We start from the raw sequence: 16,547 nt of genomic DNA, 5'->3' as shown, positions 1-16,547 counted from the left end.
CTTGTTCATTTTAAGATCCGGTAAAATGAACGAATGGCAACAGCACGGTTCACCGATGCGACAGCCGATGGGGTATAACTACTCGTCATAGGATAAGTCGCGGGTCGCCTGCGACAAGTCCGGTTTGGAGACCGGAAGACAATGACAAAGGGTACGACACTGAAGTTCCTCAAGGGTGCGGGTGCAGCTGGTGCCATGGCGGTGGCGCTGACCTCGCTCGCGGCAACCCCGGCGATGGCGGATGACGACCGCCGCGGCAGCGAAACGCGCAGCGAACGCAGCGGCGGCAACGGCAGTTGGCGCGGCAATCGCGGCGCTCCGCAGCAGGCCCAGCAACCGCGTCCGCAGATGCGTGCACCGCAGCAGCAAGGTGGCGGCCAGCCCCAGGCTCCCCGCCCCGATGCCCAGCGGCCTGCGCAGGGCAATGGCGGCAACGCCTGGCGCGGACAGGGCCAGCCGTCGCGCACGCCGGACTGGGCCCGCAATCTGGGCAACAATCGCCCCGGCGCCAACACCGACCGGAACCGTCCTTCCGACAATCAGTCCGGGCGCCCGTCGTGGCAGGGTGGTCGTGACGGCCCTGATCGCGGTCCCGATGGACGTCCTGATCGCGGGCCCGACCGTGGTCCCGATCGTGGTCCCGATCGCAGGCCAGACACTCGTCCCGACCGGGATCGTGACGGGGCCAACCGCTGGAACGACCGCGACCGTGATCGCACCCCCGCATGGAAGGGCGACAGGCAGGGCGGTGACCGCCGCTGGAGCAACGACGACCACCGCTGGGACCGCAACGACTGGCGCCGCGACAACCGCTACGACTGGCGCGACTATCGTGACCGCCACCGCTCGGTCTACCGCTCACGGCCCTACTACGCCCCTTATCGCGGCTATTCGTACCGCCGCCTGAGCATCGGTTTCTACATGAGCTCGATGTTCTACGGCAGTTCCTACTGGCTCGACGATCCCTGGATGTATCGCCTGCCGCCCGTCTACGGCCCCTACCGCTGGGTCCGCTACTACGACGACGTGCTGCTGGTCGACACCTACACCGGCGAAGTGGTCGACGTGATCTACGACTTCTTCTGGTAATTCGAGAAATGCCTCCGAAGTCCCTGCTTCGGAGGCATTTTCATGAACGTAACCGGCAACCGATTGATCTTGTCGAATGCCGCGCTAAGCTGATCCGGCAATGGCGCAAGAACACCATCCAGATTGCGAAGCGCTCGCCCGGATCGGTGCCGATGTTCGTGATCGCCTCTCGCTGATGGCGGCTGCAAGGCGCGTCGCCGTCGATGATGCGGAAATCTATACCATCGCCAACTTCCTCCCTTCCGCCACCTGCCGGCGGCTGACGGCCCTGATCGACGCCGTTGCCTGCCCTTCCCGGCTGGTCGAGGAAGCGGACTGGGAGGGATACCGCACCAGCTACTCCGGCGATATAGACCCCGGAGACGCCACCGTCCGCGACCTCGAGCGGGAACTGGCGCACCTTACCGGGCTCGACACCACCCGCAGCGAATGCGCGCAAGGCCAGCGCTACCTCACGGGGGAATATTACCACGAGCACTGGGACTGGTTCGATACCAAGGCCGCCTACTGGGCGGGAGAGGATCGCAACGGCGGACAGCGCAGCTGGACGGCGATGGTCTATCTCAACGCCGTCGAGGAAGGCGGGTACACCGATTTCACCCGCCTCGGCCTGCGTGTCGCGCCCTGCCCCGGCACCTTGCTCTTATGGAACAACGCCCTGCCCGACGGCACGCCCAATCCCTGGACGATCCACGCGGCCCGCCCCGTCGTGCGCGGGGTGAAGTACGTCGTCACCAAATGGTATCGCGCCCGCACCTGGCAGTAGCGATCCTCAGCATTCCTCGCCGTTTTCGGCGGCCTTGCGATTGTCGAGATATTCCATCAGCTGATCGAAGCGGCGGTGCAGCCGGATGATTTCCAGCTGCGTGCGCAAGTTCACCTCATAGTCGTGCCGCGCGGTGATGCGGTCCTTGTCCGCCTGCCGGTTCTGGCTCATCATGATGACCGGTGCCTGGATCGCCGCCAGCATCGAGAGCATCAGGTTCAGGAAGATATAGGGATAGGCGTCGAAGGGCTTGACGCCCAGCATCTGCAGCACGCTCGAATTGAGCAGCATCCAGCCAAACAGCACCACCGCAAAGGCGATGATGAACCCCCAGCTGCCGCCGACCGCCGCCACCTTGTCGGCGATGCGGTCGCCGTGCGAGGCGTGCATGGCCGCCAGTTCGTCGGCATCGGGCCCGACCAGAGTGCCAGCGGCCAGCCGGCCCAGCACCCGCCGATCCTCGGGATCGAGCTCCTCCAGCTTGCGCCCGAGGAGTTCTTCAGCGAGTTCCTCGGGCGTTCGCGGGTTCTTACGCATTCAGGCTAGACTCCGACCTCAGGCGGCCGAAAGGGCCTCGGCGATCAGTTTGCGCGTTTCAGGCACGCCGTAAAGGGCGATGAAGCTGCCCATGCGCGGCCCCTGCGGCGAACCGAGCAGGGTTTCGTAGAGGGCCTTGAACCAGTCACGCAGGCTTTCGAAGCCGTAAGCCTCGTTCTTGCCGATCTCATAGACGGCATTCTGGAGGTTTTCGGCCGTTGCCTCACCGCCCAGCTTCTCCAGCTCGGCATCCAGCACCTTGAGCGCTTCGGCCTCATTGGCGGTCGGCGCGCGGCGCTTCAGGGTCGGCGCGATGAAGTCGCGGTTGGTGGCAAGTGCCGCGCGGACCATCTCGCCCAGTTCCGGGTACGCCTCGGGACGGGCATCCTCGATGTAGTTGCCGAGGTAGGACCAGACCTGTTCCGCCGTCGCATCGGCGCCCAGCACGCCCACGAGGTTGAGCAAAAGCGAGAACGTCACCGGCACGCTGTCGCCCGCGCCCTCACCTTCGCCATTGGCGCGCAGCAGATGCCAGACCGGGTTGCCAAGCTGCTTGTCCAGCGCCTGATCGGCAAGGTTGCCACGGAACTGCCAGTATTCGTCGACCGCCTTGGGGATCACGCCGACGTGAAGCTGCTTGGCGCTCTTGGGTTCGCGGAACAGGTAGAAGCCCAAGGATTCCTCGGTGCCATAGGTCAGCCACTGCTCGATGGTCAGGCCGTTGCCCTTGGACTTCGAAATCTTCTCGCCGTTCTCGTCGAGGAACAGTTCGTAGATCAGCCCTTCCGGCTTGCGGCCGCCCAGCACCTGCACGATCTTGCCCGACTGGGTGACCGAATCGGTAAGGTCCTTGCCGCACATCTCGTAGTCGACGCCCAGCGCATACCAGCGCATCGCCCAGTCGACCTTCCACTGCAGCTTGGCCTTGCCGCCGAACACCGACTGTTCGACGACCGAGCCGTCCTCGTCGGTGAAACGGACCATGCCGGTCGCCGGATCGAGCACTTCCACGGGCACCTGCAGCACCACCCCGCTGGTCGGCGAGACCGGCAGGATCGGCGAATAGGTCTTGCGGCGCTCCTCGCGCAGCGTCGGCAACATGATGTCGAGAATGCCCTGGTTGCATTCCAGAACACGGGTCAGCGCGGCATCGAATTCACCGGAATTGTAGCGGTCGCTGGCCGAGACGAATTCGTAGTCGAAACCGAAACGGTCGAGAAACTCGCGCAGCATCGCGTTGTTGTGATGCGCAAAGCTCTCATGGGTGCCGAACGGGTCGGGAATGCGGCTGAGCGGCTTGCCGAGATTGGCGGCCAGAACTTCGGCATTGGGAATGTTGTCGGGAACCTTGCGCAACCCGTCCATGTCGTCCGAGAAGGCGACAAGGCGCGTGGGCGCACCGCCGGTCAGCGCCTCGTAGGCACGGCGGACCAGCGTGGTGCGCAGCACTTCCTGGAAGGTGCCGATATGCGGCAGGCCCGAGGGACCGTAGCCCGTCTCGAACAGCACCGGCACAAGCTTTCCGTCCGGGCCGAGTTTTCCATTCGGGAAACGCTTGAGCAGCTTCTGGGCCTCCTGGAAGGGCCAGGCCTTGGACACACGTGCGGCTTCGATCAGGGCTTGTTCAGTCATGCGCGCGCTATGACGCGAATTTGCCGCATTTCGCAAGCGCGAAGCTGTGCGGGGAACCACTCGAACGGGGAGCCGTTGTGAATTTTCAGGTCGCAGAAGGACATGGTCAAGTCGTGAAGTACGTTGATACCCTGCAGAAACAGCTCGAAAGCATGGCCGAGGGCTTCGTGCAGGCCCTGCCCAGCCTCGTCATCGCGCTCATGGTGCTCATGGTTACCTGGGCGCTTGCCCGCTTCGCCGTGCGCCTGGCCGACAAGCTGACATCCCGCGCAACGATCCGCAACGATCTCAAGCAATTGCTCGACACTCTTGTACGCCTGTTCGTCTGGATCATCGGCTCGCTGGTCGCCCTGACGGTGGCAGTGCCAAGCTTCACCCCTGCAGGCGCTTTCGCCGGCCTCGGCGTCGGCGCCCTCGCCATCGGTTTCGCGTTTCAGGACATCTTCGAGAACTTCCTCGCGGGCGTGCTCATCATGCTGCGCGACAAGATGAACATCGGCGATTCGATTCAGTGCCAGGGCATCACCGGCAAGGTCGAACGCATTACCCTGCGCGAAACCCATATCCGCCAGTTCACCGGCGAACTCACGGTCGTGCCCAACTCGATGCTGTTCAAGAACCCGGTGCTCATCCTGACCGACGAGCCGGTGCGCCGGAACGAAGTCGTCGTCGGCGTCTCCTACGACAGCGACCTCGACGAAGCCGAGCGGGTGATCCGCACTGCAGTGGAAGGAACCGATGGCCTCGACCTGGCCAAGGGTGTGCTGGTGGTGGCCCAGGAATTCAACGCCAGTTCGGTGGACTTCCTGGTCCAGTGGTGGACGCTGACAACCACAAACGACCTTCGCGTCGTGAAAAGCGCGGTGATCAAGCGCATCAAGGCGGCGCTCGACCAAGAAGGCATCGAGATCCCCTACCCTTACGTGACCAACACCTTCAAGGAAGCCCTGCCGATCGATCACGCCCACACGCCGGACAAGCGCGCGGCCTGACAAAAAATGAAGCGGCCCGCCCTCCATCCGGAGAGCGGGCCGCTTCACTGCGTGACGAAAGCTTCGGCGGATTACGGCCGTGCGATATCCTGCCACTTCCAGTCGTAGGTGAGCGGCGCTTCGCGGAAAGCGAAGCGGTCGATGTGCCGGGCGACCACATCGGTCAGCCCCTGCACGTCGTCCCGGTTTTCACCGGTGATGGCGATGGCGATGCCGGTATCCCCCGCCGCCATCGTCGCCACCGCATTGGGGAAGGTCACCGTGCCGGTGCTGCCTTCCACAGTGGTTTCGAGCTTGTGGCTCCAGTGCTTGCAGAGCTGCAGCACGTACTTCGCGCCATTGGGCGTGGCGACCTCTGCCCCGATCGTGTGGCTCATCCTGCGATCCTTTCGATCTTGCGGGTCGCCTCGTCGAGCGCATCGGCGATCTGGAGGATGATCTCGCGATCGGCACCGTCCTTGGAAAGACGGTCGTGCACCGCAGTCCGCAGGGCATGGATGGCCCGGCGCACCGGCGCGGGATCGACCCGGTCGCGCGCCTCTGCCAGTGCCGACAGGCGGGCCTTGAGCAAGACGGCCTTCTCGGCATCGGCTTCAGCCTGCGTACGGCCTTCCCCGGTCGCCTCGTAGGACTTGCGGGCCCCCTCTTCGGCCGTGGCCGCGATCAGGCCCGCTTCTTCCATGTAGGTCAGCGCCGGATAGACCACGCCCGGGCTCGGCGCATAGTCGCCGCCCGAAAACGCCTCGATCTCGCGGATCAGTTCATAGCCGTGACGCGGCGCCTCGACGATCAGCGCGAGCAGCAGGATCTGCAGTTCCGCCTGATCGAACAGCCGCTTGCGGCGTCCACCGCCCATCCGGCCACCGCCGGGGCCGAAACCGCCCCCGAAACCGCCGCCAAAACCTTCACCGCGACCGCCGCGACCGCGTCCACGACCGCCGGGGAAGCCGCCCTCGAAATCGCCGCCGTCGCGGCCGAACGGTCCACGCTCCATGCCGAAACCACCGCGACCACGCATGCCGCGCGGACCGAAACGGCCCTCACCATGGCGTTCGCCACGAACCTCACCGCGGAACTCTTCGCCGCGCCCGCCGTGTTCGCCACGACTTCCGCGACCCATGCCGCAGTTGTGATGATGCTTCATCATTCTCTTCTCGTTTCCTATCTTCATGATGGACTCAAGATATATTTTAAATCGCATTCCGCAAGAACCTAAAATGTATCTTGATGTATTTTTTTAATGAGAACGCCACTGAAGCGCGCGTTTCCGCCAAAACCGGGCATTGCCGGGTTTCCCTTTCCGTTCCGCCGTGCCTAAGACGGGGCAATGGCCGCCCTCTCCATCCCCGCCCTCCACGCCAGCCACGCAGGCTCCTGGCTGCGCGAGGGTTCCGGCTCGACTCGTCCCGTTTCCAAAGGCGAGGCAGTCACCGCAGCCGCCGACACCCCGCTGCTGATCCTCAACGCCCCGCTCGTCGCCACCCGACTCGGCTACCCCGATCTGTCCGGGCTCGACCTGCTGGAACTGTTTGCCTTCGTGCACCCTGCCCGCTTTGTCGTCCCCACCGCCAAGGGGCTTGCCCACGCCCTGGGGCTCGACGAACCCAAGGGCGATGCCGAGGTGCCCAGGCTGCTTCAGGAGGCTGCCGGGGCGCTGCTGGCAACTTGCGAAAGCGACCAATGGGCCGAACGCGAAGGCGCATGGACCGGCCTGCAATCGCTGGTGCGCATGCGCTGGCCCTGGGCAGGCCTGCTCGGGGCACACATCCGCAAACCGGAACGGGCGGAGCGCTGGCTGTTCACCCGCCTGCCCGAATGGGAAGAGACGCCCGAACTGCCGCAGCCCCGCCAGATCGTGCTCGAACCCGATGCCGTGCTGCGCCGACTGGCCGAACTGACCGGCAGCAATGCCGAACAGCGCCCCACCCAGCAGGCCTATGCCGCCGAAGCGGCCTATGCCTTCGCCCCGCGCGAGGCACGTGGCCGCCCGCATGTGGTGCTGGCACAGGCCGGAACCGGCATCGGCAAGACCCTCGGTTATCTCGCACCGGCCTCGCTCTGGGCGCAGGAATCGGGCGGCACCGTCTGGGTATCGACGTATACCAAGGCGCTCCAGCGCCAGCTCCGCAAGGAAAGCCGCCGCGCCTGGCCCGAGTATCGGCCGGACGGAAGCCAGCCCGTGGTCGTGCGCAAGGGCCGCGAGAACTACCTCTGCCTGCTGAACCTCGAAGACGCGCTGCAAGGCGGCTTTGCGGGCCGCGCCGCGATCATGGCGCAACTCGTCGCACGCTGGGCCGCCTATTCGCAGGATGGCGACATGATCGGCGGCGACCTGCCGGGCTGGCTCGGCACGCTGTTCCGCCAGCGCGGCATCACTGCGCTGACCGACCGGCGCGGTGAATGCGTCTACGCCGGCTGCCCGCATTTCCGCAAATGCTTCATCGAGCGCGCCACCCGCGCCAGCGTCGGCGCCGACCTCGTGATCGGCAATCACGCGCTTGTCATGATCAACGCCGCGCGCGGGCGCGATCAGGCCTCCCGCCCTACCCGCGTGGTGTTCGACGAAGGCCATCACGTTTTCGACGCCGCCGATTCCACGTTCGCCGCCGCGCTCACCGGCGCCGAGGCCATCGAACTGCGCCGCTGGGTGATCGGCCCCGAAAAGAACGCGCGTGGCCGCCGCCGCGGCCTCTCCGCCCGCCTTGCCGACGTCGCCAGTTATGACGAGGCCGGGGCCAAGGCCATCACCGCCGCCTGCGCCGCCGCCGAGTCCCTACCCGGCGACAGCTGGATGCAGCGCATCGTCGACGGCGCGCCCTCCGGCCCGCTGGAAGAGCTGTTCGCCGCCGCCCGCGCCACCGTCTACGCCCGCGACGAGAGCGGCGGACAGGAAGCGGGCTACGGCCTCGAAACCGAAGCCGCGGGCCTCGACGGCCCCTTCGTCGAACGCGCCGAGGCCGCGCGCGAGGCTCTGGCCGAACTGCGGCAGCCGCTGATGCGGCTCGGCCTGCGGCTCGAGGCCCTGCTCGAGGACGGGCCGGACTGGCTCGACGGCCCCGGCCGCGCCCGTATCGAAGGCGCCCGCCAATCGCTCGGCTGGCGGATCGACCTGCTCTCGGCATGGGAAACGATGCTGGCCCGGCTCAGCGGCCCCGCCGATCCCGAATATGTGGACTGGCTGGCGGTCGACCGGTCCGACGCGCGCGAATACGATATCGGCATCCACCGCCACTGGCTCGATCCGATGAAGCCGTTCGCCAGTGTCGTGCTGGAACCGGCCCATGGCGTGGTCATGACCTCGGCCACGCTGCGCGACGGCGAAGGCTGGGAAAAGGCGATCAAGCGCTCGGGCGTGCCCTATATCGAAGTCACCCCGAAACTCTCCGAACATCTCAGCCCCTTCGACTATGCCGAGCAGGCCGAAGTGCTGATCGTCAACGACATCCCGCGCGGCGACATCCCCGCGCTCGCCGGTGCCTACGGCCGGTTGATCGAGGCTTCGGGAGGCGGCGTGCTCGGCCTGTTCACCGCGATCCGCCGCCTGCGCGCCGTGCATGGACGCATTGCCGACCGTCTCGCACGCGGCGGCCTGCCGCTCTACGCCCAGCATGTCGATCCGATCGACACCGGCACGCTGGTCGACATTTTCCGTGACGATCCCGCCGCCTCGCTGCTGGGTACCGATGCCCTGCGCGACGGCGTGGACGTGCCCGGCCATTCGCTGCGGCTTGTCGTCATGGAGCAAGTGCCATGGCCGCGCCCCACCATCCTGCACCGCGCGCGGCGGCTGGCCGGGGGCGGCTCGTCCTACGACGACGGCCTGATCCGCGCCAAGCTGGCGCAGGCGTTCGGCCGCCTTATCCGCAGCCGCGGCGACCGCGGCCATTTTGTCGTCCTCTCCTCGGCCTTCCCTTCGCGCCTCCTGAGCGCGTTCCCGAAGGGCACCCCGGTTCATCGGATTTCACTGGAAGAAGCCTTGCATCGCGTGGCCGCAAGTGTTTCAGGGGAAACCGTCAAGGACGGCAATCACGCCCGCCCGCCGGTTTGACCCGTTCAGTGTGAGCTTGATCCCCGCATGAAAACTCTCGGCATTTTCAGGCACGCCAAATCCGACTGGAACGACGCCCGCCTGCGGGATTTCGACCGCCCGCTGAACAAGCGCGGACGCAAGGGCGCGGCCTTAATGGGCCTGCACATCCGTGACCATGCGGTGAAATGGAACCGCATCCTCGCCTCTCCGGCGGTGCGCGCCGCGCAGACGATCGAATTGGCCGAGGAAGCTGCCGGCGAATCGCCGCCGATCACCTGGGACCGCCGCCTCTATCTCGCCAGTTCGGCCATTCTCATGGACCTGCTGCGCGAGCAGACCACCGACCCCCGCACGCTCATGCTTGTCGGCCACAATCCGGGCCTCGAAGACCTGATCTTCGACCTCGTGCCCGACGACGGGTCAAGCCCGATGCGAGACATGGTCGAGGAGAAGTTTCCGACCGCCGCCTTTGCCGTGATCGAACTGGACATCGAATCCTGGAGCGAGATTACCGACGGCTGCGGCCGACTGGTGCACCTCACCCGCCCGCGCGACCTGGACCCAGAACTGGGCCCGCAGATCGAATTCTGATCGGCAGCAGGGGCCTCGCGCCGCGCTGATCAGGACAAATGCAACCTCAGGCGGCCAGGGCCGCTGCCAGCTTGTCGCGGATGGCGCGCAGCCGCGCGAGACGTTCGGGCGAAATATCCGCTACGGGCGACGCGGGTTCTGCCGCCGGAGCCGCTCGCAGCCCCGTCGCTTCCGGCACGGTTCCACCTTCCAGCGCCTGCCGGGCACCGCGCAGGGTATACCCCTCGCGGTGAACCAAACGGTCGATCTCGGCGATCAAGGCAACGTCTTCCGGCCGATAATAGCGGCGTCCACCCGCCCGCTTGATCGGCTGAAGCGCCGGAAACTGCTCTTCCCAATAACGCAGCACGTGCTGGCGCACGCCCAGAGCCTTGGTCACTTCGCCAATCGTGCGCAGCGCATCCGCCGCCTTCCCATCGTCAAAACGAGAAAGCGGCGCTTGCGACACCGGATCACGATCCGGATTCTGAGACATGAAATTCGCTCCTTACGGGCCACCGCCCCCAGAGCGGCCATGGTCAGACTTGCGCGATGCGATCCTTGAGCATCTGGCTGGCACGGAACGTCATCACCCGACGCGGCGTGATGGGCACCTCAATCCCTGTCTTGGGATTTCGACCGATACGTTCACCCTTGTCCCGCAACAAAAACGTACCGAAACCGGAGATCTTGACGTTCTCCCCATCGGTCAATGCGTTGGACATATGCTGAAGAATGGCTTCGACCATACCAAGCGATTCTGCCCGTGACAGGCCCAACCGGCGATGGATGGCTTCCGCGATCTCAGCCCTTGTCAATGTTTCCGTGGAGCGCATACCACCACATCCCCTTCGAGCCCGAACCCCCATGACGATAATATGAAAAAATGAGGGAAAAGCAATGCTCGACGCAGGAGACTGCGCCGATTTGAAACAGGCTCTACGGAATTACATCCGGATCAGGCTGGCACCCCAGGTAAAGCCGCCGCCCATCGCTTCCAGCACGACCAGGTCGCCCTTCACGATTCGGCCGTCCCGCACCGCCTGATCGAGCGCCAGCGGCACCGATGCAGCGGAGGTATTGGCGTGCTGGGAGACCGTCATCACCACCTTTTCGGCGGGAAGATTGAGCTTGCGCGCGGTCGCATCGAGAATGCGGGCATTGGCCTGATGCGGCACCAGCCAGTCGATGTCCTGCGCGGTGTGACCGGTTTCGGTCAGCACTTCCTCAAGCACTTCGGCGAGATTCGTCACCGCGTGACGGAACACCTCGCGGCCTTTCATGCGCAACTTGCCAACGGTTCCCGTCGTCGACGGTCCGCCATCGACGAACAGAAGCTGGTTATGCGCGCCATCGGCATGCAGACGGGTGGCGAGCACACCGCGCGACTTCTCGCCGTCTTCCTGCTCCTGCGCTTCAAGCACGATCGCGCCCGCGCCGTCGCCGAAAAGCACGCACGTCGTGCGGTCTTCCCAGTCGAGAATCCGGCTGAAAGTTTCCGAACCGATCACCAGCGCACGCTGGGCCATGCCCGAGCGCAGCATCGAATCGGCAACACCAACCGCGTAGAGGAAACCCGAGCAGACAGCCGCCACGTCAAAGGCGATACCGCCGCGGCAGCCGAGATTGGCCTGGACGATCGTGGCGGTGGCCGGGAACGTCTGGTCCGGGGTGGCCGTTGCCAGCACGATGAGATCGATCGACGCGGCGTCGATGCCGGCTGCCTCGATCGCCTTGCGGGCGGCATCGGTGGCCAGGCTCGACGTCGTCTCGTCGGCATCGGCGATGTGACGGTTGGAGATGCCGGTACGCTCGACGATCCATTCGTCGCTGGTATCGACCTTCTCTGCCAGTTCTGCGTTGCTGACCGCGCGGCGCGGCAGGGCCGAGCCCGTGCCGACGATGACCGAACGCCGCATCAGGCGCGCTCTTCCTGGACGCGCGTCTTGCGCAGGGACGTCCCACCCATACGGGCGAGGTCGGCGGAAATCCGCTCGGTCACATTTTCCTCCAGGAGTCGCGCAGTCACCGCGACGGCATTGGCGACCCCGGCAGCATTGGCGCCGCCATGGCTTTTCACCACGATACCGTTGAGACCCAGGAAAACTGCGCCGTTATGATTATTGGGATCGAGATGGTGCTTGAGCAGTTCGGTGGCCGGCTTCGAGATCAGGAACCCGATCTTCGAGCGCAGCGAACTGGTGAAGCCCCGACGCAGCAGGTCGGCGACGAAACGGGCCGTACCTTCCACCGCCTTCAGCGCGACATTGCCCGAGAAACCGTCGGTCACGACGACATCCATGTCGCCGCGGCCCAGCTTGTCGGCCTCGGTGAAACCGTCGAAGGACATCGACAGGTCGGCGGCGGAAGCCTTGAGCATCGCAGCCGCATCGCGCAGCATTTCGGTGCCCTTGGTTTCCTCGGTGCCGATATTCAGCAGACGCACGCGCGGCTGCTCGCGCCCCGTGGCGACGCGGGCATAGGCAGCGCCCATGATCGCGAACTGCACGAGATTGCGCGCATCGCATTCCGCATTGGCGCCAAGGTCGAGCATGACGAGGTCATGGTCTTCCAGCGTCGGCAGCAAGGCGGCAAGCGCGGGCCGGTCGATACCGGGCATCGTGCGCAGCGAGAGCTTGGCAATCGCCATCAGCGCGCCGGTATTACCGGCGCTGACGGCGGCTCCGGCGTCACCCGCCTTCACCGCCTCGATAGCGCGCCCCATCGAGGTGCCCTTGGCCCGGCGCAAGGCCTGACTGGGCTTGTCCTCACCGCTGATGACGCCTTCGGTATGCAGGATTTCGGAGCTGGCCCTGAGGTTGGGATGAGCCTCAAGTGCGGATTTGATCCGCGGCTCGTCCCCCACCAGCAGGAACTTGAACTGATCATGGCGACGGCGCGCAAGTGCGGCGCCCTCTATCATGACGCGCACACCTTCGTCGCCGCCCATCGCATCGATAGCGATACGCGGCAGACTCATGCTTTTTCTCCGAAACTCGTCTTTGGTCTTAGACTTCGACCGCGACGATTTCGCGACCGTTGTAGTGACCGCAAGCGTTGCACAGGTTGTGCGGACGCTTGAGTTCGCCACAGTTCGGGCACTCGTGGAAAGCTTCGACCTTCAGCGCATCATGGCTGCGGCGCATGCCACGGCGGGACGGGGTGGTCTTTCTTTTAGGGACAGCCATTTCGGCACCTGTTCCTGAAACTGGATTAATGTCAAAAAGGCCGCCGGGAACCGTTTTCGCGGACCGGCGGCTTGCGAAGGCGCGCCTATAACCGATTTCTCACCAGTTGCAACCCGTTCGTCCCCGCAGCAAGAACGCGAAATCGACAAAGGGGAAAACGAGCCCATGATTCTTCAAACCACGCTGTGCCTTGCGGCGGCAGCGGCCGTCATCACTTTCTGGCACATAGCACGTATCGGCCAGCTGCGCATGCGCGAGAAGGTCCTTTTCGGTGACGGCGGCCACGACCTGCTGTCGCGCCGCATGCGCGCCCAGCTCAATTTCGTGGAAAGCACACCCTTCGTGCTGATCCTCGTTGCCGCCATAGAAATGACCGGAAAGGCGGGCCCCTGGCTCGCCATCGTCGGTGCGGTCTTCATGCTGGGACGCGTCTCGCATGGCCTTGGCATGGACATCCCCAAGCCCAACCTGTTTCGCATGGCCGGCGTACTTGTCACCGTGCTCACGCTGCTGGGGCTTTCGGTAATGGCCGTGCTGATCGCGCTGGGCCGCTTCTGATCCTGCCGCGCAGGGCAGGCAAACAAAAAGGGCGCCGGTCGGACCGGCGCCCTTTTCATTTAATCCACCGCAAAGATCACGCCGGCAGGCCGCGCTCCAGCGCCGCATCACCGACATAGGGATTCGTCCGGCGCTCATCCCCAAACGTGCTGATCGGACCGTGCCCCGGCACAAACGTCACATCGTCGCCGAGCGGCCAGAGCCCGGTGGTAATCGAGTTGACGAGATCCTCGAGGTTCCCGCGCGGGAAGTCCCAGCGACCGATTCCGCCCTGGAACAGGACATCGCCCACCATCGCGAACTTGCTCGGCGCATGGTGGAAGATCACGTGGCCCGGCGTGTGCCCGGGACAATGGACAACATCGAGCTCCAGCTCGCCCACCGTCACTTTATCGCCATTCTCGAGCCAACGATCGGGCTCGAAAGTATGCGCTTCCATGTTCCAGCGCGGACCGTCGTCATTAAGCTGCGCGATCCAGAACCGGTCCTCCTCCTGCGGGCCTTCGATCGGCACGCCCATTTCCTTGGCGAACACGCCCGCCATGCCGCAGTGGTCGAGATGACCATGGGTGACGAGAATCTTCTCCAGCGTCACCCCGGTCTTCTCCAGCGCCTGACGCAGCTTGGGCAAGTCTCCCCCGGGATCGACAAAGGCGCCGCGCATCGTCCTGGTGCACCACAGGAGCGTGCAATTCTGCTGGAGCGGCGTGACGGGAATGATCCCCACCCGCATCGGACGTTCGTCGGCAGTTTCGGTCATGTCGCACGAGATGGCCGCAAGCCGCCCTGAATGCAACTGCGCTAGATGCGCCCGCCCTTCCAGACGACTCGCCCGATCACCACCACATCGTCGAGCCCGCATTCGATCACCCGGTAGGCCGGATTGTCGCTGAGCAAGGCGATCCGCCCGGCCCCGACCGGTTCCAGCCGCTTGACCAGCACGGCATCGTCCAGACGCACGACATGAATGCCATCGCGCAGCGGCTGCCAATCGCGGTCGACAAGGATCTCGTCGCCATGACGCAGTGTCGGCTCCATCGAATCGCCGGTCACGCTGATCGCGGAGAGCGCGTCGGGCCGCAGCCCGAGCGAACGCAGCCACCGCGCGGTGAAGCGCAAGGTGCCGAAAGTCTCCTCCTCCCCCGCATGGGCCCCCGGCCCGGCGGATGCGCCGACGGCCAGCCGGGGCACATCGACCCATCCGGTCAGATCGTAGGATTTTTCCCCGCCCTTGCCCAGCTCCACCTCATCCACGCCAAAGAACCGCGCCAGCAGGCTGCGGTCCTGCTCCTCCAGCTTTCGAGGACTGCCCTTCTTGATGAATTGCTGGAGATAGCTGGCATTTTTCCCGATCATCCGGGAGAGCGACGAAAGGCTGACCCCTCGTGCATCGGCGAGTTGCAGCAGGCGGGAGCGGGGGTCCGGGGTTTCCATAATGTAATCCGTAACCGAAGGAAATTTCCTAGACAAGTAGGATTTGGATGCCGAGATTTCCGGAACATTACGAAAACATCCAAAACCGGAGCTTTCACACGATGCTACTGCGCCAGATCGAGCGCTTTCTGCGCCTGACGGAAATGCCGTGGACCAAGTTCGGTCGCCTGGCGACCCACGACCCGCGATTCGTCGCCGACTTGCGCAACGGCCGCAATCCCCGCGCCGGCACCGTGAAACGCGTCGAACATTTCATGAACAATTATCTGGAGAGCCTCCATGCGCACTAATTCCGCCGCCCATCGCGAAGCCGGTCGCAACCACGCCCGCAACACCGGCGAGTTCCGCTCCATGCTCGAAACCGCCCGCAGCGCGCTGGGCGATGGCGCGGGCAGGCCGCGCGGCCCCTGGCTGCTCCTGCTTTCGGAAGTGCTGCTGCTGGCAGGCAAGCAAGTGGAATTCATCCATCACGCCGAACGGCCGTGGAGCAGCGCCACCTTCTCCGGCTCGCGCCACACCATCGCGCTGGCATTCGAGGGCGTGGATGCCATCGTCGAGGGCGAGGCACTGATCGCCGCCCTGCCCGATCACGAATTCACCGTGCCGGGGCGAATCGTCGCAGATGCCGCCATCGCCGCGGTCGACCATGCGGCAGGCCCGCCCGCGCGCATGACGGTGGAAGTGGAACTGCTGCTGCTCGACGACTGCTGAGCCGCCACCGCCTCATACCAACCTGCGAGGAGTCGAACTCAACGCAGGTTGGTATCAATACCCCTGCCCCGGATCGACGACATGGCCAAGCGGTTCACCCGCAACGAACCGCTCGGCATTGGCAAGAAAGCGCGTCTCGCCGCGCGTAAAGAGCAGATCCTGCGCCCGCCCCGAAAGGTGCATCGAGATATGGACATTCTCCCGCGACCATAGCGGGTGATCGGCGGGAAGCGGCTCGGGATCGGTGACATCGAGGAACGCGCCGCCCAGATGCCCCGAATCGATCGATGCCAGCAGCGCCTCCTGATCGACCACGGTGCCGCGCGCGAAATTGACCAGTGCCGCCCCTGGCTTCATCGCCGCCAGCTCCGCCGAACCGAACATGCGGTATGTGTCCGGCGTCGAAGGCACGATCAGGATCACCCAGTCGAACTGCCCCAGCACGCCGCGCCACTCCTCCGCACCCAGTTCCCCCGGGCCCGGACGACGGCGAACGCCGGTCACTTGAGCGCCGAAGGCTCGCAGGATTTCCGCGATGCGGCTGCCGATTTCACCGGCACCGATCACCAGTACCTGCGAATCGAGCAGTTCGCGCTTGCCCGGAGGCTCGGCCAGCCATTCGTGACGGTCCTGCGCGCGCACGACCTCGCGCCAGCCCTTGGCCATCGTCAGCATACCCATGACGGTGAACTCGGCAACCGACTGCGCATGGATGCCCCCGCCGTTGGTCAGCGTGATGCCCCGTTCGCGCAGCAGGTCGAGCGGCAGCCAGTCGACACCCGAGGACAGCACGTTGCACCACTTGAGCCGTGTTCCCCGCGTGACCGCCTCGCGCGCGGTCGTGCCGTCGATCAGGTGCAGCCAGACCGCATCCGCCTGTTCCACCATGGCAAGAAGTTCACCGCCATCGCTGTACCAGCGCGCCTCGATCCCCTCCGGCAAGCGCCCCTCAAGACCGGGGCGGAACTGCGCGGAGATGAGGACGATGGTCATTGACAGGCTCCGGACAGACATAACAACTTGAAGAAGAGTGAAATTGG

Annotated in this window: 20 protein-coding genes; 8 read left to right on the top strand and 12 right to left on the bottom strand. The window is 65.0% G+C overall.

Annotation, left to right across the window (positions count from 1 at the left end):
* Positions 1–141: 141 nt before the first annotated feature.
* A complete protein-coding gene (locus DM450_RS06250; RefSeq protein WP_142633368.1) occupies positions 142–1,089 on the top strand; it encodes an RcnB family protein in 948 nt (315 codons plus the stop codon).
* Between the two features lie 100 nt (positions 1,090–1,189).
* Complete coding sequence (locus tag DM450_RS06245; RefSeq protein ID WP_142633365.1) at positions 1,190–1,855, top strand: prolyl hydroxylase family protein; 666 nt, start codon at positions 1,190–1,192, stop codon at positions 1,853–1,855.
* 6 nt (positions 1,856–1,861) lie between these two features.
* On the opposite strand, the gene DM450_RS06240 is transcribed toward DM450_RS06245, so the two are convergent.
* The gene (locus DM450_RS06240) at positions 1,862–2,392 is read right to left on the bottom strand and encodes a DUF1003 domain-containing protein (protein ID WP_142633363.1); all 531 of its coding nucleotides are present in this window, start codon (positions 2,390–2,392) and stop codon (positions 1,862–1,864) included.
* Between the two features lie 18 nt (positions 2,393–2,410).
* Positions 2,411–4,024 carry a lysine--tRNA ligase gene (locus DM450_RS06235; protein ID WP_142633361.1) on the bottom strand — a complete coding sequence of 538 codons (1,614 nt, stop codon included), beginning with the start codon at positions 4,022–4,024 and terminating at the stop codon, positions 2,411–2,413.
* Positions 4,025–4,137: 113 nt separating this feature from the next.
* Here DM450_RS06235 and DM450_RS06230 point away from each other — a divergent pair, with 113 nt between their 5' ends.
* Positions 4,138–5,016 (top strand): mechanosensitive ion channel family protein, encoded by an 879-nt coding sequence (locus tag DM450_RS06230; protein WP_142633359.1) that lies wholly within the window; start codon positions 4,138–4,140, stop codon positions 5,014–5,016.
* Between the two features lie 71 nt (positions 5,017–5,087).
* Here the strand turns inward: DM450_RS06230 and DM450_RS06225 are convergent, their stop codons facing one another.
* Complete coding sequence (locus DM450_RS06225; protein WP_142633357.1) at positions 5,088–5,393, bottom strand: DUF2218 domain-containing protein; 306 nt, start codon at positions 5,391–5,393, stop codon at positions 5,088–5,090.
* Positions 5,390–6,163 (bottom strand): PadR family transcriptional regulator, encoded by a 774-nt coding sequence (locus DM450_RS06220; RefSeq protein WP_312846166.1) that lies wholly within the window; start codon positions 6,161–6,163, stop codon positions 5,390–5,392. Before DM450_RS06220 ends, DM450_RS06225 begins: the two co-directional genes overlap by 4 nt.
* A 180-nt stretch (positions 6,164–6,343) precedes the next feature.
* Between DM450_RS06220 and DM450_RS06215 the strand changes: the two genes are divergently transcribed.
* Both DM450_RS06215 and DM450_RS06210 read left to right on the top strand, forming a co-directional pair.
* The gene (locus DM450_RS06215) at positions 6,344–9,064 is read left to right on the top strand and encodes an ATP-dependent DNA helicase (RefSeq protein ID WP_142633355.1); all 2,721 of its coding nucleotides are present in this window, start codon (positions 6,344–6,346) and stop codon (positions 9,062–9,064) included.
* A gap of 27 nt (positions 9,065–9,091) precedes the next feature.
* A complete protein-coding gene (locus DM450_RS06210; RefSeq protein WP_142633353.1) occupies positions 9,092–9,637 on the top strand; it encodes a SixA phosphatase family protein in 546 nt (181 codons plus the stop codon).
* Between the two features lie 46 nt (positions 9,638–9,683).
* Here DM450_RS06210 and DM450_RS06205 read toward each other — a convergent pair whose 3' ends face one another.
* From DM450_RS06205 to rpmF, 5 genes are all read right to left on the bottom strand, one after another.
* Positions 9,684–10,112, bottom strand: coding sequence for a MerR family transcriptional regulator (locus DM450_RS06205; protein WP_142633351.1), 429 nt, complete (start codon positions 10,110–10,112; stop codon positions 9,684–9,686).
* A 43-nt stretch (positions 10,113–10,155) separates the two neighbouring features.
* Positions 10,156–10,452: an integration host factor subunit alpha gene (locus DM450_RS06200; RefSeq protein ID WP_142633349.1), complete on the bottom strand. Its 297-nt coding sequence runs from the start codon at positions 10,450–10,452 to the stop codon at positions 10,156–10,158.
* Between the two features lie 111 nt (positions 10,453–10,563).
* A complete protein-coding gene (locus DM450_RS06195) occupies positions 10,564–11,535 on the bottom strand; it encodes a beta-ketoacyl-ACP synthase III (RefSeq protein ID WP_142633347.1) in 972 nt (323 codons plus the stop codon).
* Positions 11,535–12,596, bottom strand: a complete 1,062-nt coding sequence (plsX, locus tag DM450_RS06190) for a phosphate acyltransferase PlsX (protein WP_142633345.1) — start codon at positions 12,594–12,596, stop codon at positions 11,535–11,537. The genes DM450_RS06195 and plsX overlap by 1 nt, the downstream gene beginning before the upstream one ends.
* Positions 12,597–12,624: 28 nt before the next feature.
* Entirely contained in the window at positions 12,625–12,804 is a 180-nt protein-coding gene (gene rpmF / locus DM450_RS06185) for a 50S ribosomal protein L32 (RefSeq protein WP_031342399.1), read from the bottom strand.
* 165 nt (positions 12,805–12,969) lie between these two features.
* Here rpmF and DM450_RS06180 point away from each other — a divergent pair, with 165 nt between their 5' ends.
* Positions 12,970–13,362: an MAPEG family protein gene (locus tag DM450_RS06180; RefSeq protein ID WP_142633344.1), complete on the top strand. Its 393-nt coding sequence runs from the start codon at positions 12,970–12,972 to the stop codon at positions 13,360–13,362.
* Between the two features lie 76 nt (positions 13,363–13,438).
* Here the strand turns inward: DM450_RS06180 and DM450_RS06175 are convergent, their stop codons facing one another.
* Positions 13,439–14,122: an MBL fold metallo-hydrolase gene (locus tag DM450_RS06175; protein ID WP_142633342.1), complete on the bottom strand. Its 684-nt coding sequence runs from the start codon at positions 14,120–14,122 to the stop codon at positions 13,439–13,441.
* A gap of 41 nt (positions 14,123–14,163) precedes the next feature.
* Positions 14,164–14,796, bottom strand: coding sequence for a helix-turn-helix transcriptional regulator (locus tag DM450_RS06170; RefSeq protein ID WP_142633340.1), 633 nt, complete (start codon positions 14,794–14,796; stop codon positions 14,164–14,166).
* Positions 14,797–14,897: 101 nt separating this feature from the next.
* Between DM450_RS06170 and DM450_RS06165 the strand changes: the two genes are divergently transcribed.
* Both DM450_RS06165 and DM450_RS06160 read left to right on the top strand, forming a co-directional pair.
* The gene (locus tag DM450_RS06165; RefSeq protein ID WP_142637578.1) at positions 14,898–15,086 is read left to right on the top strand and encodes a hypothetical protein; all 189 of its coding nucleotides are present in this window, start codon (positions 14,898–14,900) and stop codon (positions 15,084–15,086) included.
* Positions 15,076–15,507 (top strand): hypothetical protein, encoded by a 432-nt coding sequence (locus tag DM450_RS06160; RefSeq protein WP_260610241.1) that lies wholly within the window; start codon positions 15,076–15,078, stop codon positions 15,505–15,507. Before DM450_RS06165 ends, DM450_RS06160 begins: the two co-directional genes overlap by 11 nt.
* A 54-nt stretch (positions 15,508–15,561) precedes the next feature.
* On the opposite strand, the gene DM450_RS06155 is transcribed toward DM450_RS06160, so the two are convergent.
* A complete protein-coding gene (locus DM450_RS06155) occupies positions 15,562–16,500 on the bottom strand; it encodes a D-2-hydroxyacid dehydrogenase (RefSeq protein ID WP_142633338.1) in 939 nt (312 codons plus the stop codon).
* Positions 16,501–16,547 lie beyond the last annotated feature (47 nt).

Source organism: Sphingomonas sp. IC081, assembly GCF_006874585.1.
In the GTDB taxonomy this organism is placed as follows: domain Bacteria; phylum Pseudomonadota; class Alphaproteobacteria; order Sphingomonadales; family Sphingomonadaceae; genus Novosphingobium.
The sequence above is the reverse complement of the archived record's forward strand: the minus strand, read 5'-3'. Positions and strand labels throughout refer to the sequence as shown.